The following is a 15281-nucleotide window of genomic DNA, read 5'->3' as shown; positions in this document are numbered from 1 at the left end:
GTAGTGCCTGCCGTACTCCATGGTGTCTTCCATGACTGAACCGACGACTCCGGCAGGTCCGGTGGCCAGGACCAGCGGCGCGTTGCGCCGGATGACGGCACGCAGCCGCGACGAGGAAGACCGCGCGTCCACGCCACTTGAGCTGTTCTTCGACCTGTGTTTCGTGGTCGCGGTCGCGCAGGCGGGCGTCCGGCTGGTGCATGCCGCCGTGGAGGGGCATCCGGGACACGGCGTGACCGGTTACCTGTTGGTCTTCTTCGCCATCTGGTGGGCGTGGGTCAACTTTTCATGGTTCGCGTCCGCATACGACACGGACGATGTGCCCTACCGGATCACCACGCTGGTGCAGATCGTCGGTGTGCTGATACTGGCGGCGGGGGTGCCGCGCGCCTTCGACAGCGGCGACTTCCGGTTGGCGGTGTGCGGATACGCGGTGATGCGGCTGGCGTTGGTGACGCAGTGGCTGCGGGCGGCCGGGGCGGAGACGGGCGCGGCCCGGGGGACGGCTCTGCGGTACGCGTTCGGGGTGACGTTGTGCCAAGTGGGCTGGATGGCGTTGCTGTTGCCGCACGGGGCGCCGCCGGTGTGGGCGTTCGTGTTGTTGGCGGTGGCTGAGATGTCGGTGCCTGTGCTGGCGGAGCGGGCGGCACCGACGACGTGGCATCCGCGTCACATCGCGGAGCGGTACGGGTTGTTCACGATCATCGTGCTCGGGGAGTCGGTGTCCTCGGCGACCATCGCCGTGCAGTCGGCGGCCGACGAGCACGATGCGCTCGGTGAGTTGTTGCCGATCGCGGTCGGCGGGTTGCTGATTGTCTTCGCCGCGTGGTGGATCTACTTCGCGGTGCCGATCCATGACCACCTGGTGTCGAACAGGCAGGCGTTCCTTTGGGGTTACGGCCACTTCGCGGTGTTCGGTTCGGCGGCGGCGATCGGGGCGGGGATGGAGATTGCAGTCGAGGAGGCGGTCGGGAAGGCGGAGATCTCGACGCGGGTGGCGGCGGCCTGGGTCACGGTTCCCGCCGCGGTGTTTCTCATCACTGTCTGGCTGTTGCACTCACGGCACTACAAGCGGGGTCTCGCGCAGCAGCTCACGCTGCCGGTCTCGGGGGTGGTGGTGTTGGCGTGCACCTTCACGGGGTCGCATGCCGTGCTGTGGGCCGGGTTGGTGTGTGCGGTCACGGTGGCGGTGGGGGTGACGTTGCAGGCGCGGGGTGGTGGTCAGACGGCGCCGGTCGCGCCGAGAAGCTCGCCGACGGCGTAGGTGATGGCCATCGCGATGGCGCCGCCTGCGGCGTTGCGGAGGATGGCGGGGCCGATCGGTGCGCTGCCGAGGCGGGCGCTCGCCCAGCCGCAGCCGACGAGGGCCAGCAGGACGGAGACGACTGTGACGGCCAGGCGCCATGAGGTGGGTGGCAGGACGATGGCCAGGAGTGGGAGCAGGGCGCCGATGGTGAAGGAGACGAAGCTGGCGCCGGCGGCGTGCCAGGGGTTGGTGAGTTCGTCGGGGTTGATGCCGAGTTCAACGCGGGCGTGGGCGCCGAGGGCGTCGCGTGCGGTGAGTTGCTCGGCGACTTCGCGGGCGAGTTCCTGGCTGATGCCGCGGTCTTCGAGGAGGCCGGTGAGTTCGTCGAGTTCGGCTTGGGGGGTGGTGGCGAGTTCTTCGCGTTCCAGGGCGAGGGCGGCCTGTTCGGAGTCGCGTTGTGTGCTGACGGAGACGTATTCGCCCGCTGCCATCGACAAGGAGCCCGCCAGGAGTCCGGCCATGCCCGCGGTCAGGAGTGTGGAGCGGGAGTCGGTGGCTCCCGCGACGCCGACGACCAGGCCCGCGGTGGACACGATGCCGTCGTTGGCGCCGAGTACGGCGGCGCGCAGCCAGTTGAGCCGGGTGCCGAGTCCGTCGTGGTGGGGCTCGTTCTTGTGGGGCCCGGCTTGGGCGTCGGTCTGGTCGTCCATAGACGGAAGCGTCTCACCTGCGGCGGTCGTGTCCGATCAGGTGGTTGTGGGTGTCGCGGACAGGCCGAACCCCGGTGCGGGGGGGGAATGCACCGGGGTTCGGGTCTGTGGGAAGCGCGCCGGTCAGGCGGCTTCGTATTGGTCGAGGCCGGTCGCGCGGGCCATCCGCTTGAGGTCGGCCAGTGCGTGCTTCTCGATCTGCCGGATGCGCTCACGCGTCAGTCCGTGCTGCTTGCCGACCTCGGTGAGGGTGCGCTCGCGGCCGTCGACGATGCCGTAGCGGGCTCGGATGATGGAGGCGGTGCGGTCGTCGAGGCGGTCGATCAGCCCGTCCAGTTCCTCGCGGCGGAGCATCACGAGCACGGAGTCCTCGGGGGACGGCGCGGCGCCGTCTTCCACCAGGTCACCGAATTCGGTCTCGCCCTCGGCGTCGACGGACATGTTGAGCGACACCGGGTCGCGGGCCCAGTCGAGGACGTCGGTGACGCGCTCGGGGGTGGAGGCCAGTTCGGTGGCGATCTCGGCGGGCTCCGCGTCGCGGCCGTGCTCGCGGTTGAACTCGCGCTGCACGCGGCGGATGCGGCCCAGTTCCTCGACGAGGTGGACGGGCAGCCGGATCGTGCGGGACTGGTCGGCGATGGAGCGGGTGATGGCCTGGCGGATCCACCAGGTCGCGTAGGTGGAGAACTTGAAGCCCTTGGCGTAGTCGAACTTCTCGACGGCGCGTACCAGGCCCGCGTTCCCCTCCTGGATCAGGTCGAGGAGCGGCAGTCCGCTGCGCGGGTAGCGGCGGGCCACGGCCACGACGAGCCGGAGGTTGGAACGGATGAAGACGTCCTTGGCCTGCTCGCCCGCGGCGACGATGGCCTCGAGCTCCTCGCGGCGGGCGTCACCGCCGGCCTTTGCGGGCAGTCCGGGATCGGTTGCGAGTATGCGTTCTGCGTAGACGCCCGCTTCGATGTCGCGGGACAGTTCCACTTCCCTGGCGGCGTCGAGCAGCGGGGTCCGCGCGATCTCGTCCAGGTACATGCCGACGAGGTCGCGGTCGGCGACTTCCCCGCCTGCGGCGCGAACGCTACTGGTCCCGCCAGCGTGACGACGGGCGACGGCACGGGTTGCCATGCGTGCTCCCTTACGAAGGTGCGGTCGGGTCTCGGTCGGACCGGGCGGTCGGGCCGCTTGCCGGATGGTTCCGTCAGGTGCGGCTCTTGCCTTGCGGTTGCCCCGTCCTGATCGGGATAACGATTGGAATCCGGACACAATTCCCATCTCGTGACCTGAATTTTGTGATCATGCAGTACCCTGTCTCGCCACACAGGGAGGCCAAAGGGTGCCGGAACATCCAGAAGTCCAGGTCAGACCAGGTAGCGAGGGCGATCTGGCCGCTCTTACCGACATCTACAACCACTACATCCGTGAAACGTCGATCACGTTCGACGTAGTTCCCTTCACCGTCGAACAACGTCGTCCGTGGTTGCTCTCCCACCCGAAAGACGGCCCGCACCGGCTCTTGGTTGCTCACTTTCCCGGCCCGCCGGGACGAATCCTGGGTTATGCGACCAGCAGCCCCTTCCGACCGAAGGCCGCGTACGCGACGTCGGTGGAGACGACGATCTATCTCGCGCACGACGCGGGCGGGCGCGGCGTCGGCACACTGCTCTATACGGCGCTCTTCGCGGCCCTGGCGGAGGAGAACCTGCATCGCGCGTACGCGGGCGTCACGCTGCCGAATGCGGCGTCGCTGCGCCTGCATGAGCGTTTCGGCTTCCGGCCGGTCGGGGTGTACGAGGAGGTGGGCCACAAATTCGGCGAGTACCACGATGTGGCGTGGTTCGAGAAGCGCCTGGGCTGACGCCGTTCTCGCACGCCTATACGCGCGGACAGCGCGGACACGGGCGGACAGGGCGGACACGTGCGGCTTATTTGAAGGTTCAAGCATATCGGGTTAAGGTAGTGCTCCCGTACGCTTGAAACTTCAAGGAAGGGTGCGCGATGACCACGGCAACCCCGGAGCGCATGCCCGCGCTCTACCTCTCGCACGGCGCCCCGCCGCTCGCCGACGACCCGGTGTGGCCCGCAGAGCTGGCGGCCTGGTCGGCCGACCTGCCGCGCCCCAAGGCGATCCTGATGGTCTCGGCGCACTGGGAGGAGGCCCCGCTGGCGATCGGCGCGACCACCACCGTCCCCCTGGTGTACGACTTCTGGGGCTTCCCCGAGCACTACTACCAGGTGCGGTACGCGGCGCCCGGCGCGCCCGCGCTCGCCGACTCCGTACGGAAACTGTTGCGCGGCGCAGGTAATCCCGTGCAGGACGTGCCCGACCGCGGTCTCGACCACGGCGCGTACGTACCGCTGGTGGAGATGTTCCCCGCCGCCGACATTCCGGTGCTCCAGGTGTCGATGCCGACGCTCGACCCGGAGAAGCTGCTGGACATCGGCCGCAAGTTGGCGCCGTTGCGCGACGAGGGCGTGCTGATCGTGGGCAGCGGATTCTTCACGCACAATCTGGCGGCGCTGCGCAACGCGGGTCCGCAGCCGCCGAGCTGGTCGGCGGAGTTCGACGACTGGGGTCACCGGGCGTTGGAAGCCCAGGACGTGGACGCGCTGCTGGACTTTGAACACACCTCACCCGCCGGGCGGTTGGCGCACCCGCGGACCGAGCACTTCGCCCCGCTGTTCGTTACGCTCGGCGCCGCCGAGTCCGAGCTCGGCAGCCAGCGCAGCATCATCGACGGTTTCTGGATGGGGCTCGCCAAGCGTTCCGTCCAGTTCGGCTGAACAGGGAGACCCCACGCTCATGCAGAAACGACGCATCGGGATCGGCGTGGCCGTAGTGGTAAGCGCGGTGACGCTGGCCGCCTGCGGCTCCGGATCCAGCTCCACCAGCGGCAAGGGAGCGAGCGACACGGCGACGACCGCGGGCGGCGGCGACAGCAAGCCCGCGGCCAGTTCCGTCTCGTGGCCCGCGCCCGCCGACGCCTCCGCGCAGGTCAAGGCGGCGGGTCTGCCGATGCTCGGGCAGGAGGGGCAGGTGCTGCACATCCACAGTCACCTCGATGTGTTCGTGGACGGCAAGGCCGTCGTCGTGCCCGCCCTGATCGGCATCGACGAGGCGAAGCAGTCGATCAGCCCGCTGCACACGCACGACACCAGTGGCGTCGTGCACATCGAGTCGCCGGTGCAGGCCGACTTCACTCTCGGCGAGTTCATGACCGAGTGGAACGTGCCGCTCACGAAGGACACGCTCGGTTCGCTCAAGACCGGCGGCGGCAAGGAACTGCACGTGTACGTGAACGGCAAGGAGCAGACCGGTGACCCGGCGGCGATCAAGCTGGGCGCGCACGAGGAGATCGCGCTCGTGTACGGCGCGCCTTCGGACAAGGTGACGGTGCCCAGCTCGTACAAGTGGCCCGAGGGGCTGTGACGGTCGCCGCGCAGGGCTGCGTATGGAATGACGAATGACCAACGGCAGGGCCCCGCTTCGTGAAGCACGAGGCGGGGCCCTGCCGTTTTCACGCGCTCACCCCATCGGGTGAGTGCCGTGCCGGGTCAGTGTGCGATGACCGGGATCGGCATGTCCTCGAAGTCGCCTTCGGCGACCCTCTCTCCGGTGTTCTGGACGCCCGCGTCGACCAGGACGAAGGCCAGGACGGCGGAGAGCGCCAGGATGGCGGTGGCCCAGTAGATGGCGACCGAGTAGCCGTGGACGGCGGCCTGGTTGACGAACAACTGGTTCTTCAGGTCGGCCGGGCTCTTGGCGTGCGAGCCGATCCACGTGGTGGTGGCGCTGGCCGCGAGGGTGTTCAGCAGGGCGGTGCCGATGGAGCCGCCGACCTGCTGCGAGGTGTTGACCATGGCGGACGCGACGCCCGCGTCCTCGGGACGCACACCGTGCGCGGACAGGCTCATGGCGGGCATGAACGCCGTACCCATGCCGAGGCCCATCAGGACCAAGCCGGGCAGCAGGATTTCGGCGTAGTTGGAGTCGACCTTGATCTGGGCGAGGATGCCCATGCCGACGGCGGCGACCAGGAAGCCGGGAGCCATCAGGAAGCGCGGCCGGACCCGCAGCATCAGACGGGTGCCGATCTGCGTGGAGCCGATGACCATACCGCCGACCATGGGCAGGAACGCGAAGCCCGACTTGAGCGCCGAGTAGCCCATGACCTGCTGGAGGTAGTAGGTCAGGAACAGGAACAGGCCGAACATGCCGATGATGGCGAGACCCAGCGACAGGTAGACGCCGCCCCGGTTCCGCTCGGTGATGACGCGCAGCGGCAGCAGCGGGGCCTTGACGCGGCCTTCCACGGCCACGAACGAGGAGAGCAGCACCACGGAGGCGACGAACAGGCTGATGGTCACGCCGGACGACCAGCCGTCGGACTCGGCGCGGCTGAAGCCGTAGACGAGCGCGACGAGACCGGTGCTGGCGAGGACCACGCCGGGGATGTCCAGGCGGTTGCGGTTGCGGCCTTCGGCGGGTTCGCGGATGAAGGCGATGGCGCCGAGGACGGCGGCGACGGCGAAGAAGATGTTGACGAACAGTGCCCAGCGCCAATTCAGGTACTCGGTGAGGACACCGCCGAGGATGAGGCCGACCGCGGCGCCGGCGCCGGCGATGGCGCCGTAGATGCCGAACGCCTTGGCGCGCTCCTTGGCGTCGGTGAACATCACCGAGATCAGGGACAGCGCGGCGGGCGCGAGCAGGGCGCCGAAGACACCCTGGAGGGCGCGGGCGCCGAGCAGCATCGCCGTGTTGACGGCGGCGCCGCCGAGCGCGGAGGCCGCGGCGAAGCCGAGCAGACCGACGATGAACGTGTTCCTGCGTCCCCACAGGTCCGCGATCCGGCCGCCGAAGAGCAGCAGGCCACCGAAGGCGAGGGTGTAGGCCGTGACGACCCACTGGCGGTTGCCGTCCGAGATGCCGAGGTCGGCCTGGGCGGAGGGAAGTGCGATGTTCACCACGGTCGCGTCGAGCACGACCATGAGCTGAGCGATGGCGATGAATATCAGCGCTGTCCAGCGCTTCGGATCGGGCAAGCGTGTTTCAGGCATAACTGATCTCACTAATGGATGCGGAGTGACAGGACGTGGGGACGTGTGTCAGCGAGCTGGCGCCGGACGATGCGGATCGTGGTCCGGGATCCGGGGTCCGGTCGCGGTGTTCATCGGTCGAGCGGCCGAGAACTGCGCTTCGGTAAGTCGGCGAACTTCCCTACGTTATCGCCCGGTTCATGGGCGTTGCGAACTATTTGTTTCCGGCTTTGAGGTCCTCCAGGGTGGCCGCCGTCCCGACGAGTACGGATCCGGCGGGGGCGCGCAGCCCGTCGAGGAAGAGCTGCAGGTGGCGGTGGACGAAGCGGTCGAAGCCCATGCAGCCGGTGCCCGGCAGCGGCCGGGTGAGCTGCGTCAGGGCGACCATCAGGTCACCGACGGCGATGTCGGTACGGAGTAGGCCCGCGCTCTGCGCGCGTTCCATGATGGCGTTGACCGACCGCTCCAGCCGTTCCATCTGCTGGGTGACGGCGGGGTCCTGGCGGTCGAAGGCGTCCGACAGCATCGGGCACAGCGCCCCGATCCGCTCTTCGGCCGCTTCGAAGACGAAGCGGCGCAGCGCGGCGAAGGCGTCGGGCTCCTGAGCGAGGGCATCTTCGGCCCGCTCGGCGGTCGTGGCCATGACGGTGAGCGTGACCTGGCGGATCAGTTCGGCGCGGTCGGTGAAGTGCCGGTAGAGCGTGGCGTTCCCCACTCCCGCGCGGCGCGCCACGTCGTCGAGCGGCACGTCCGGGCCGAACTCCACGATGGCCTCGCGGGCGGCGGCGACGATGCGCTCGCGGTTGCGTGTGGCGTCCGCGCGCAGCCGCACGGCACGCGGCCTGGTGCTGCTGGTGGTTGCGGTGGCGCTGGTCGTACCAACAGTGTCGAGGCTCACGGCGGGCGGCTCCTTCCGATCGATCCAGCGGTCGTTCACGGGGGTATGAGCCCCGTCGTTGAAACGGACAAGCACTCCCCGTTTCGCGGTCACCTGGTCTAAACGGGGAGCGCGTCCCCGGATATTTCCCGTCACGCTTGTGACCTGCGTCACGCGATTGGCGGGGTTGGCGGGAGACTTCACCAAAGGGGCGTCCGGTCGTACGAGCCGGACGCGCCCGGTCGCGAGCCGACGGCGTGACACGCCATTTTATTGAAGCTTCAAGAAGTGCACGTACCATGAACGCCATGACATGGCTGACCGAAGACGAGCAGGCCGCCTGGCGGGCGTTCCTGCACGCCACGACGTTGCTGGAAGACCACCTCGACCGTCAGCTCCAGCGCGACGCGGGCATGCCGCACATGTACTACGCGCTGCTCAGCACCCTCTCCGAGACGCCCGGCCGCAGCATGCGCATGACGGAACTCGCCGAGCGCGCCAAGATCACCCGTTCCCGGCTGTCGCACGCCGTCGCCCGTCTGGAGGGGAACGGCTGGCTGCGCCGTGAGGACTGCCCCTCCGACCGCCGCGGGCAGATCGCGGTCCTCACCGACGCCGGTTACGACGAGGTGGTGCGTACGGCGCCCGGTCACGTCGCCGCCGTCCGCTCCGCGATCTTCGACCGGCTCACCCCCGAGCAGACGGCGCAGCTCGGGGAGATCTCCCGCGTCATCGCCGAGGGCCTGCACCAGCCGGACCGCGCGGACCTGCCCTGGCTGCGCTGAAACGGTCGGCCATCGACCGCGGGAGCGTCAACCTCGCGCCCGTGAAGTCACCCCATACGGTCAGCGCCGCCCGGAGCGGGCGAGCCACCGTCCCTCGTGCCTGCTGACCTCGATCGGCCGCCCGAAGCAGTGGGAAATCGACTCGGCCGTGAGCACCTGCCGCGCGGTCCCCGAGGTCAGCACCCGTCCTTCCTTGAGCAGCAGTACGTGCCCGATCGCGGGCGACAGCTCCTCCAGGTGGTGGGTGACGGTGATGGTCGCCAGACCCGTACGGGTGAGCGCGAGGCGGTGCATGGCGTCGATCAGGTCCTCGCGGGAGGGCAGGTCGAGCGCGTTGAAGGGCTCGTCTAGGAGCATCAGCGCCGGGTCGGCCATCAGCGCCCGCGCCACCAGGACGCGAGCGCGCTGACCGCCGGAGCAGACCCCGTACGCCCGGTCCGCCAGATCCTTGATCTCCAGCTCCGCCAGCAGCTCGTGCGCGCGCTCGCGGACCTCGTCGTCGTACTTGCGCCACAGCGGCTGCACCGTGCCTGTGTGGCCGGTCAGGACGACGGTGTGGGCGGTGGCGTCGAGCGGCACCTTCTGCGAGGACGACACCAGGCCGATGTGCGCGCGCAATTCGCGCATGTCGACACGGCCGAGGCGGTGGCCGAGCACGTCGACCGTGCCGGAGGTGGGATGCATGAGGGCGCCGATGAGGCGCAGCATCGTCGTCTTGCCCGCGCCGTTGGCGCCGAGCAGCGCCCAGTGCTCGCCGGACCGTACGGTCCAGTTGACGTCGTCGAGGATGACCTGGCCGGTGGTGAAGCGGCGGACGCTGACGGCGTCGAGAGCGGCCACGACGGTGTTGGCTGTCATGACGGCACGGTAGCTGTATCCGCCACCTTCCCGCCCCGGGATTCCACGATGTGAGGGGCCGTGCGCGGGAGGGAGGCGTCACATATGTGCGGCGGGCGGGGCGTCGGGTTCGGCGTCACCAGGCGCGGGCGAATCGTCGGGCAGCGTGCTGGGCTGCGCGAGGGCGCGCGGCTTGCCGCGCCGGTAGAGGAAGGCCGTCACCACGGTGCCGACGGCGAAGAAGCCCGCCGCCCACCAATAGGCGGTCGAATAGCTGTGCAACTGGGCCTGCGCGGCGACGGCGGGAGTGTTCTGCTTGCCGACCACGTAGCTGGCGGCGGCGCTGGTGGCGAGGGTGTTCAGCAGCGAGGTGCCGACGGAGCCGCCGACCTGCTGCGAGGTGTTCACCATGGCGGACGCGACTCCCGCGTCACGCGCTTGTACGCCCGCGGTGGCGAGGTTCATCGCCGTGGCGAAGATCGAGCCGAGGCCGAGGCCCAGGATCAGCAGCGGCGGCAGTACGTGCGCGGGATAGGTGCTGTGCAGGTCGAGCGCGGTCAGCCACGCCATGGCGACGCCGGCCAGGGCCATGCCGGTCGGCACAATCGGCTTGGCGCCGAAGCGCGGCACCAGCACATTGGTGGTGGTCACCGACGTCACCACCATCACGGCGATCATCGGAAGAAAGGCCAGTCCGGTGGAGACCGGCGAGTAGTGCAGGCTCTGCTGGAGGTAGTACGTCAGGAACAGGAACACGCCGAACATCCCGCCGCCGGAGATGAACATCGCCAGGAACGACGCACCCCGGTCCCGGTCGGTCACCACCCGAAGCGGCAGCAAGGGGTGCGCCGCACGGCGCTGCCAGGTGACGAAGGCGAGCAGCAGGACGACGCTCGCCACCAGGAAGCCCCAGGTCTGCGGCGAGCTCCAAGGGTGCTTCTCGGCGCTGGAGAAGCCGTAGACGATGCAGAACAGGCCGGCCGACACCAGGGCGGTGCCGGGGATGTCCAGCTTGGGACGGTCGGGCAAGGTGCCGCCTTGCAGCAGTCGTACGCCGCCGATGAACGCGATCGTGGCGAAGATCAGATTGACGTACAGACACCAGCGCCAGTCGAGGTATTCGGTCAGCACACCGCCGAGCAGCAGACCGACGGCGCCGCCCGCGCCCGCGATGGCGCCGTAGATGCCGAACGCCTTGGCGCGCTCCTTGGGGATGGTGAAGGTCGTGGTGAGCAAGGAGAGGGCGGCGGGGGCGAGCAGGGCGCCGAACATGCCCTGGAGGGCGCGGGCGGTGACCAGTACGCCGAAGTTGGGGGCGGCGCCGCCGATCGCGGAGGCGAGCGCGAAGCCGGTCAGGCCGATCAGGAAGACTCTCTTGCGGCCGACCAGGTCGGCGAGACGGCCGCCGAGCAGCAGCAGCGAGCCGAAGGCGAGGGCGTACGCCGTCACGATCCACTGACGGTTGCCGTCGGTGAAGCCGAGGGCCGTCTGGGCGGAGGGCAGCGCGATGTTCACGATGGTGGCGTCGAGGACCACCATGAGCTGTGCCAGGCCGATCACGCCGAGCACCCACCAGCGGTGGGAGGCGGTGCCGACGACACTGCTGCGGCCCGGCTTCCCGTCGGGCTGTGGGCCGCCGCCGAGGCCGGCGGCGGAAGCGGAGGTGTCCGGGCTGCTACGGGCCATGACGGAGATCTCCCTTGGCGCGACCACCCCCGGGGACTCCACGCTAGGCGCAGCTCAGCGGCCTCGCCACGCGGGAAGCCGTCGCCCGGACGGCGCAAGGGCCCTGGAGAGTGCCGAGGAGCCGCCGCGGTCCGATCCCCGTACCGGAACTGCGGCGGCTCCTCCGTCTTCGGTGTCGGTCGTCGCGTCCGCGGCGGTGGTCGCCCGCCGGGCCCTGGAGTCCACCGCGACCGCCATCGGACGACCGTCCCGGGTGGCGATGACGGTCACGGAGTGGTCCGCCGCTCCGCGGTGGCGGCGTGGGCGGGCGTCGTCCGCGCGGCCGGGACCCGCACAGCGGTGGCCGTGCCTGTCCTGTCCAGCAGCAGACGGGTGGTGATCACGCGGTGCGCCCTTCACGAACCTGACCGCCGCGCGACCCGCGCTTCACCGGGTCTGCGGCACCGACACAACGATCAGTAACCGCCCATCCCATAGGACTAACGCGTCATCACCCGAATGGCGCGACCCAATGAGCGCGACCGCGTGCGCTGAGGTAGCGCCGCACAACGTCACACACCGCGCGAAAGGCGATTTAGCGACAACCCTGACGTACCAACTCCGCGCGCGCACCCGCCCGGCAGCACGTTCCCTGAGAGGAACAGGCCCGGTCGGGCGGCAACCGCACAGGCAGGGGTACGTGGATGGCGGCGAACGCCGACGGACCCGCTGCCGGGGACGGCGCGTCAGGGTCGGGACCGTTGGGTGACGCCGAGCGCGCGGAGTTGACGGCGCTGCGGGCGCGAATGGCGGGGACGCGGTCACGGCACCGGGTGCGGTCGTTCTTCTCCGCACTGCTCATCACACTGGCCGCGGTGCTGGCTCCGCTCAGTGCGGTGGCGGTGTGGGCCGCCGACATCGTCGGCAACACCGACCGCTATGTGGCGACGATGGCGCCGCTCGCCGACAACCCGCAGGTGCGGGCGGCCGTCACCGATCAGGTGACGTCGGCCGTCATGGACCGGATCGACCTCGACTCGCTGCTGTCGAGCGTGGCGCCCTCGGATCTGCCGGCGGTGAAGGCGGCGCTGGGCGGGATCAGCGGCCCGATCACGTCGGGGGTGACGGATTTCGTGCACGGCACGGTGGCGACGTTCGTGTCGAGCAGTGCCTTCTCGACGATCTGGGAGGAGCTGAATCGGAGGGCCCACGCGACGGTCGTCGACGCGCTGACCGGCAGTAACGATTCGGCGGTGCAGGTCGAGCACAACACGGTGACGCTCGATCTCGCGCCCGTGGTGGCCGGGGTGAAGCAGCAGTTGGTGGACCGCGGGCTGAAGGTTGCCGGGCGGCTGCCCGACGTGCACACCGACTTCACATTGCTGAAGTCGGACGAGATCGGGCGGGTGAAGACCGGTTTCCGGGCGCTGCAACTGGCCGGGGACTGGCTGCCGGTGATCACCGTCGTCATCGCGGGCGCCGGGGTGCTGCTGGCCGTACGGCGTCGTCGCGCGTTGGTCGCCGCCGCGCTGGGCGTCGCGGCGGGGGTGGCCGTCCTCGGCATCGCGCTCGCTCTCTTCCGCACCTTCTACCTCGACCATCTCTCCCCCGATGTGCACCATGCGGCCGCTGCGGCGATCTACGACCAGGTGGTGCGGTTTCTGCGGGCGAGCGTTCGGATGGTGATCACCCTGGGTGTGGTGGTGGCGTTGGGTGCATGGCTGAGCGGTTCGGGGCAGTGGGCGGTACGGGTGCGGACGATGTGGGAGTCGGGGATCGCGGCGGTGCGGGAGGCGGCGGGGGTGCGGTCGACCGGGCCGGTGGGGCCGTGGGTGGACCGTTTCCGCGTCTGGCTGCGGTGGGTCGTCGTCGCGGTCGCCTCGGTGGTCCTGGCGCTGTGGCCGTATCCGACCGGCATGGTGATCTTCTGGATCGCGTTGGTGACGGTGGCGGGGCTCGCGGTCATCGAGTTCCTGGACGAGCGTCCGGCCGTTGATACGACCGGCGGGGCTGAGCGCGGATCCGGGGCGTTGACGTCGTAGTTGACGCCGTTGTCGTATCCCTCGCCCCGGCTCCGTCGCACGGTCACCCTTGTGGCGCCGTCACCCTCGCGCGCCGAGCGCCGCCAACTGCTCGGCGAACGGCACGACCTCGGCGTCGGCACCGGCATCCGTACCGACGACCGCCGTCGCGTTCCCGCCCGGCGTCGGGCGGGACGGTCGGGAGTTCATCAGGGCGGCGAGTTCGGCTCCCGCGCGGTCGATGCGGGTGGCGAGGGTGCCGTCGACGGCGCTGCTCCCGTTGCCGTTGCCACCACCATTGCCGCTGCCTGCCGTGCCCCAGTCCTCGGAGGCCGCGTATACGGCGGTCGGTACGACGATCGCGCGCAGGTAGGCGAACAGCGGGCGCATGGCGTGTTCGAGGACCAGGGAGTGGCGGGCGGTGCCGCCGGTGGCGGCGGCCAGCACCGGGGTGCCCACCAGTGCGTCTTTGTCGACAATATCGAAGAACGACTTGAACAGGCCGCTGTAGGAGCCGGTGAACACCGGGGTGACGGCGATCAGGCCGTCGGCGCCGGTCACCGAATCGATTGCGTCGCGCAGATGATGCGCCGGGAAGCCAGTGAGCATGTTGTGCGCGATGTCGTTGGCCAGGCCCCGCAGCTCGATGACCCGTACGTCCACGTCCACGTCACCGTCGACATGGCGGCGTACCGCCTCCGTCAGCCGGTCGGCCAGCAGCCGAGTGGACGACGGCTGGCTGAGACCGGCGGTGACGACGGCGAGCCGGCGTCGCTCGATCGGGTGGTGCGTCATGCCCGGGCCTCCAGGACTTCGTTGGCGGTGTCGGCGTCGCGGCGGGCGAGCAGCGAGGCGTGGGTGGGGGCGTCGGGCACCTCGGCCGGGCGGCCCTTGGCGAATTCGGCGCGCAGGACGGGGACGACCTCCTCGCCGAGCAGGTCGAGCTGTTCGAGGACGGTCTTGAGGGGCAGACCGGCGTGGTCCATGAGGAAGAGCTGGCGCTGGTAGTCGCCGACGGCGTCGCGGAAGGTCAGGGTGCGTTCGATGACCTGCTGCGGGGAGCCGACGGTCAGCGGTGTCTGCTCGGCGAAGTCCTCCAGCGACGGCCCGTGCCCGTAGACCGGGGCGTTGTCGAAGTACGGCCGGAATTCCCGTACCGCGGCCTGCGAGTCGCGGCGCATGAACACCTGGCCGCCGAGGCCGACGATGGCCTGCTGCTCGGTGCCGTGGCCGTAGTGCGCGAAGCGGCGGCGGTAGAGGTCGACCATCTTCTTGGTGTGTTCCATGGGCCAGAAGATGTTGTTGTGGAAGAAGCCGTCGCCGTAGTACGCGGCCTGCTCGGCGATCTCCGGGCTGCGGATGGAGCCGTGCCAGACGAACGGGGGCACGCCGTCCAGCGGGCGGGGCGTCGAGGTGAACGACTGGAGCGGCGTACGGAACTTGCCCGCCCAGTCGACGACGTCCTCGCGCCACAGCTTGTGCAGCAGCGCGTAGTTCTCGACGGCGAGCGGGATGCCCTGCCGGATGTCCTTGCCGAACCACGGGTAGACCGGCCCGGTGTTGCCGCGGCCCATCATCAGGTCGACGCGGCCGTCCGCCAGGTGCTGGAGCATCGCGTAATCCTCGGCGATCTTCACCGGGTCGTTCGTGGTGATCAGCGTGGTGGAGGTGGACAGCACGATGCGCTCGGTGCGGGCGGCGATGTAGCCGAGCATGGTGGTGGGCGAGGACGGCACGAAGGGCGGATTGTGGTGCTCGCCGGTCGCAAAGACGTCCAGGCCGACTTCCTCGGCCTTCCGCGCGATGGTGACCATCGCCTTGATCCGCTCGTGCTCGCTCGGCGTCCGTCCGTTGGTCGGGTCCGTCGTGACGTCGCCGACCGTGAAGATCCCGAACTGCATCACACCCACCGTCCTGTCGCACTCATCCTGTTTGGTTGAGCATTCAACATCCGAAACATTCCGGCCACCCTACCTATTCCCCCGACCCCGCCGCACCCGGCTCCCCGCCGCACCCGGCCCCCGGCCACACCCGGCGCGAGCCCCCGCCTCGGCGTACGTTGGAAACGCCCGCCCCACCCGCCCCCAGCGACACGGAAGAGAGAGC

At 69.6% G+C, this 15281-nt stretch carries 14 protein-coding genes; 6 read left to right on the top strand and 8 right to left on the bottom strand.

Annotation, left to right across the window (positions count from 1 at the left end):
- Positions 1-31: 31 nt before the first annotated feature.
- Positions 32-1264, top strand: coding sequence for a low temperature requirement protein A (locus ACFZBB_RS13405; RefSeq protein WP_391120968.1), 1233 nt, complete (start codon positions 32-34; stop codon positions 1262-1264).
- Here the strand turns inward: ACFZBB_RS13405 and ACFZBB_RS13400 are convergent.
- Positions 1222-1956, bottom strand: coding sequence for a VIT1/CCC1 transporter family protein (locus tag ACFZBB_RS13400; protein ID WP_391120965.1), 735 nt, complete (start codon positions 1954-1956; stop codon positions 1222-1224). The genes ACFZBB_RS13405 and ACFZBB_RS13400 overlap by 43 nt on opposite strands.
- Before the next feature lie 123 nt (positions 1957-2079).
- Positions 2080-3078 (bottom strand): sigma-70 family RNA polymerase sigma factor, encoded by a 999-nt coding sequence (locus ACFZBB_RS13395; RefSeq protein ID WP_391120962.1) that lies wholly within the window; start codon positions 3076-3078, stop codon positions 2080-2082.
- Between the two features lie 208 nt (positions 3079-3286).
- Between ACFZBB_RS13395 and ACFZBB_RS13390 the strand changes: the two genes are divergently transcribed.
- The 3 genes from ACFZBB_RS13390 to ACFZBB_RS13380 all read left to right on the top strand — a co-directional run bounded on the left by ACFZBB_RS13390 (position 3287) and on the right by ACFZBB_RS13380 (position 5380).
- Complete coding sequence (locus tag ACFZBB_RS13390; RefSeq protein ID WP_391120959.1) at positions 3287-3808, top strand: GNAT family N-acetyltransferase; 522 nt, start codon at positions 3287-3289, stop codon at positions 3806-3808.
- Positions 3809-3948: 140 nt separating this feature from the next.
- Positions 3949-4734 (top strand): dioxygenase, encoded by a 786-nt coding sequence (locus ACFZBB_RS13385; protein WP_391120956.1) that lies wholly within the window; start codon positions 3949-3951, stop codon positions 4732-4734.
- 19 nt (positions 4735-4753) lie between these two features.
- Positions 4754-5380, top strand: a complete 627-nt coding sequence (locus ACFZBB_RS13380; protein ID WP_391120953.1) for a hypothetical protein — start codon at positions 4754-4756, stop codon at positions 5378-5380.
- Positions 5381-5505: 125 nt separating this feature from the next.
- On the opposite strand, the gene ACFZBB_RS13375 is transcribed toward ACFZBB_RS13380, so the two are convergent.
- A complete protein-coding gene (locus ACFZBB_RS13375) occupies positions 5506-7011 on the bottom strand; it encodes a DHA2 family efflux MFS transporter permease subunit (RefSeq protein WP_391120950.1) in 1506 nt (501 codons plus the stop codon).
- A 193-nt stretch (positions 7012-7204) separates the two neighbouring features.
- Positions 7205-7888: a TetR family transcriptional regulator gene (locus ACFZBB_RS13370; protein WP_391043333.1), complete on the bottom strand. Its 684-nt coding sequence runs from the start codon at positions 7886-7888 to the stop codon at positions 7205-7207.
- A gap of 278 nt (positions 7889-8166) precedes the next feature.
- Between ACFZBB_RS13370 and ACFZBB_RS13365 the strand changes: the two genes are divergently transcribed.
- On the top strand, positions 8167-8652 hold the full coding sequence (locus ACFZBB_RS13365; RefSeq protein ID WP_391120947.1) for a MarR family transcriptional regulator: 486 nt from the start codon (positions 8167-8169) through the stop codon (positions 8650-8652).
- Between the two features lie 60 nt (positions 8653-8712).
- Here the strand turns inward: ACFZBB_RS13365 and ACFZBB_RS13360 are convergent, their stop codons facing one another.
- Positions 8713-9510: an ATP-binding cassette domain-containing protein gene (locus ACFZBB_RS13360; protein WP_391120944.1), complete on the bottom strand. Its 798-nt coding sequence runs from the start codon at positions 9508-9510 to the stop codon at positions 8713-8715.
- 78 nt (positions 9511-9588) lie between these two features.
- On the bottom strand, positions 9589-11175 hold the full coding sequence (locus ACFZBB_RS13355) for a DHA2 family efflux MFS transporter permease subunit (protein WP_391120941.1): 1587 nt from the start codon (positions 11173-11175) through the stop codon (positions 9589-9591).
- 683 nt (positions 11176-11858) lie between these two features.
- Here ACFZBB_RS13355 and ACFZBB_RS13350 point away from each other — a divergent pair.
- Positions 11859-13196: a hypothetical protein gene (locus ACFZBB_RS13350; protein WP_391120938.1), complete on the top strand. Its 1338-nt coding sequence runs from the start codon at positions 11859-11861 to the stop codon at positions 13194-13196.
- Between the two features lie 60 nt (positions 13197-13256).
- Here the strand turns inward: ACFZBB_RS13350 and ACFZBB_RS13345 are convergent, their stop codons facing one another.
- Both ACFZBB_RS13345 and ACFZBB_RS13340 read right to left on the bottom strand, forming a co-directional pair.
- The gene (locus ACFZBB_RS13345) at positions 13257-13970 is read right to left on the bottom strand and encodes a CE1759 family FMN reductase (RefSeq protein WP_391120934.1); all 714 of its coding nucleotides are present in this window, start codon (positions 13968-13970) and stop codon (positions 13257-13259) included.
- Positions 13967-15076, bottom strand: coding sequence for a CE1758 family FMN-dependent luciferase-like monooxygenase (locus ACFZBB_RS13340; RefSeq protein WP_391120931.1), 1110 nt, complete (start codon positions 15074-15076; stop codon positions 13967-13969). Before ACFZBB_RS13340 ends, ACFZBB_RS13345 begins: the two co-directional genes overlap by 4 nt.
- Positions 15077-15281 lie beyond the last annotated feature (205 nt).

The sequence above is a fragment of the Streptomyces sp. NPDC008139 genome, from assembly GCF_042957025.1.
GTDB lineage: Bacteria > Actinomycetota > Actinomycetes > Streptomycetales > Streptomycetaceae > Actinacidiphila.
This window is presented reverse-complemented; position numbering and strand designations above follow the sequence as displayed.

What these genes read in the sequence shown, in the direction of transcription:
- ACFZBB_RS13405 (WP_391120968.1), top strand. Translation starts at nt 32, where the DNA reads ATGACTGAACCGACGACTCCGGCAGGTCCGGTGGCCAGGACCAGCGGC.
- ACFZBB_RS13400 (WP_391120965.1), bottom strand. Translation starts at nt 1,956, where the DNA reads ATGGACGACCAGACCGACGCCCAAGCCGGGCCCCACAAGAACGAGCCC.
- ACFZBB_RS13395 (WP_391120962.1), bottom strand. Translation starts at nt 3,078, where the DNA reads ATGGCAACCCGTGCCGTCGCCCGTCGTCACGCTGGCGGGACCAGTAGC.
- ACFZBB_RS13385 (WP_391120956.1), top strand. Translation starts at nt 3,949, where the DNA reads ATGACCACGGCAACCCCGGAGCGCATGCCCGCGCTCTACCTCTCGCAC.
- ACFZBB_RS13380 (WP_391120953.1), top strand. Translation starts at nt 4,754, where the DNA reads ATGCAGAAACGACGCATCGGGATCGGCGTGGCCGTAGTGGTAAGCGCG.
- ACFZBB_RS13375 (WP_391120950.1), bottom strand. Translation starts at nt 7,011, where the DNA reads ATGCCTGAAACACGCTTGCCCGATCCGAAGCGCTGGACAGCGCTGATA.
- ACFZBB_RS13365 (WP_391120947.1), top strand. Translation starts at nt 8,167, where the DNA reads ATGAACGCCATGACATGGCTGACCGAAGACGAGCAGGCCGCCTGGCGG.
- ACFZBB_RS13360 (WP_391120944.1), bottom strand. Translation starts at nt 9,510, where the DNA reads ATGACAGCCAACACCGTCGTGGCCGCTCTCGACGCCGTCAGCGTCCGC.
- ACFZBB_RS13355 (WP_391120941.1), bottom strand. Translation starts at nt 11,175, where the DNA reads ATGGCCCGTAGCAGCCCGGACACCTCCGCTTCCGCCGCCGGCCTCGGC.
- ACFZBB_RS13350 (WP_391120938.1), top strand. Translation starts at nt 11,859, where the DNA reads ATGGCGGCGAACGCCGACGGACCCGCTGCCGGGGACGGCGCGTCAGGG.
- ACFZBB_RS13345 (WP_391120934.1), bottom strand. Translation starts at nt 13,970, where the DNA reads ATGACGCACCACCCGATCGAGCGACGCCGGCTCGCCGTCGTCACCGCC.
- ACFZBB_RS13340 (WP_391120931.1), bottom strand. Translation starts at nt 15,076, where the DNA reads ATGCAGTTCGGGATCTTCACGGTCGGCGACGTCACGACGGACCCGACC.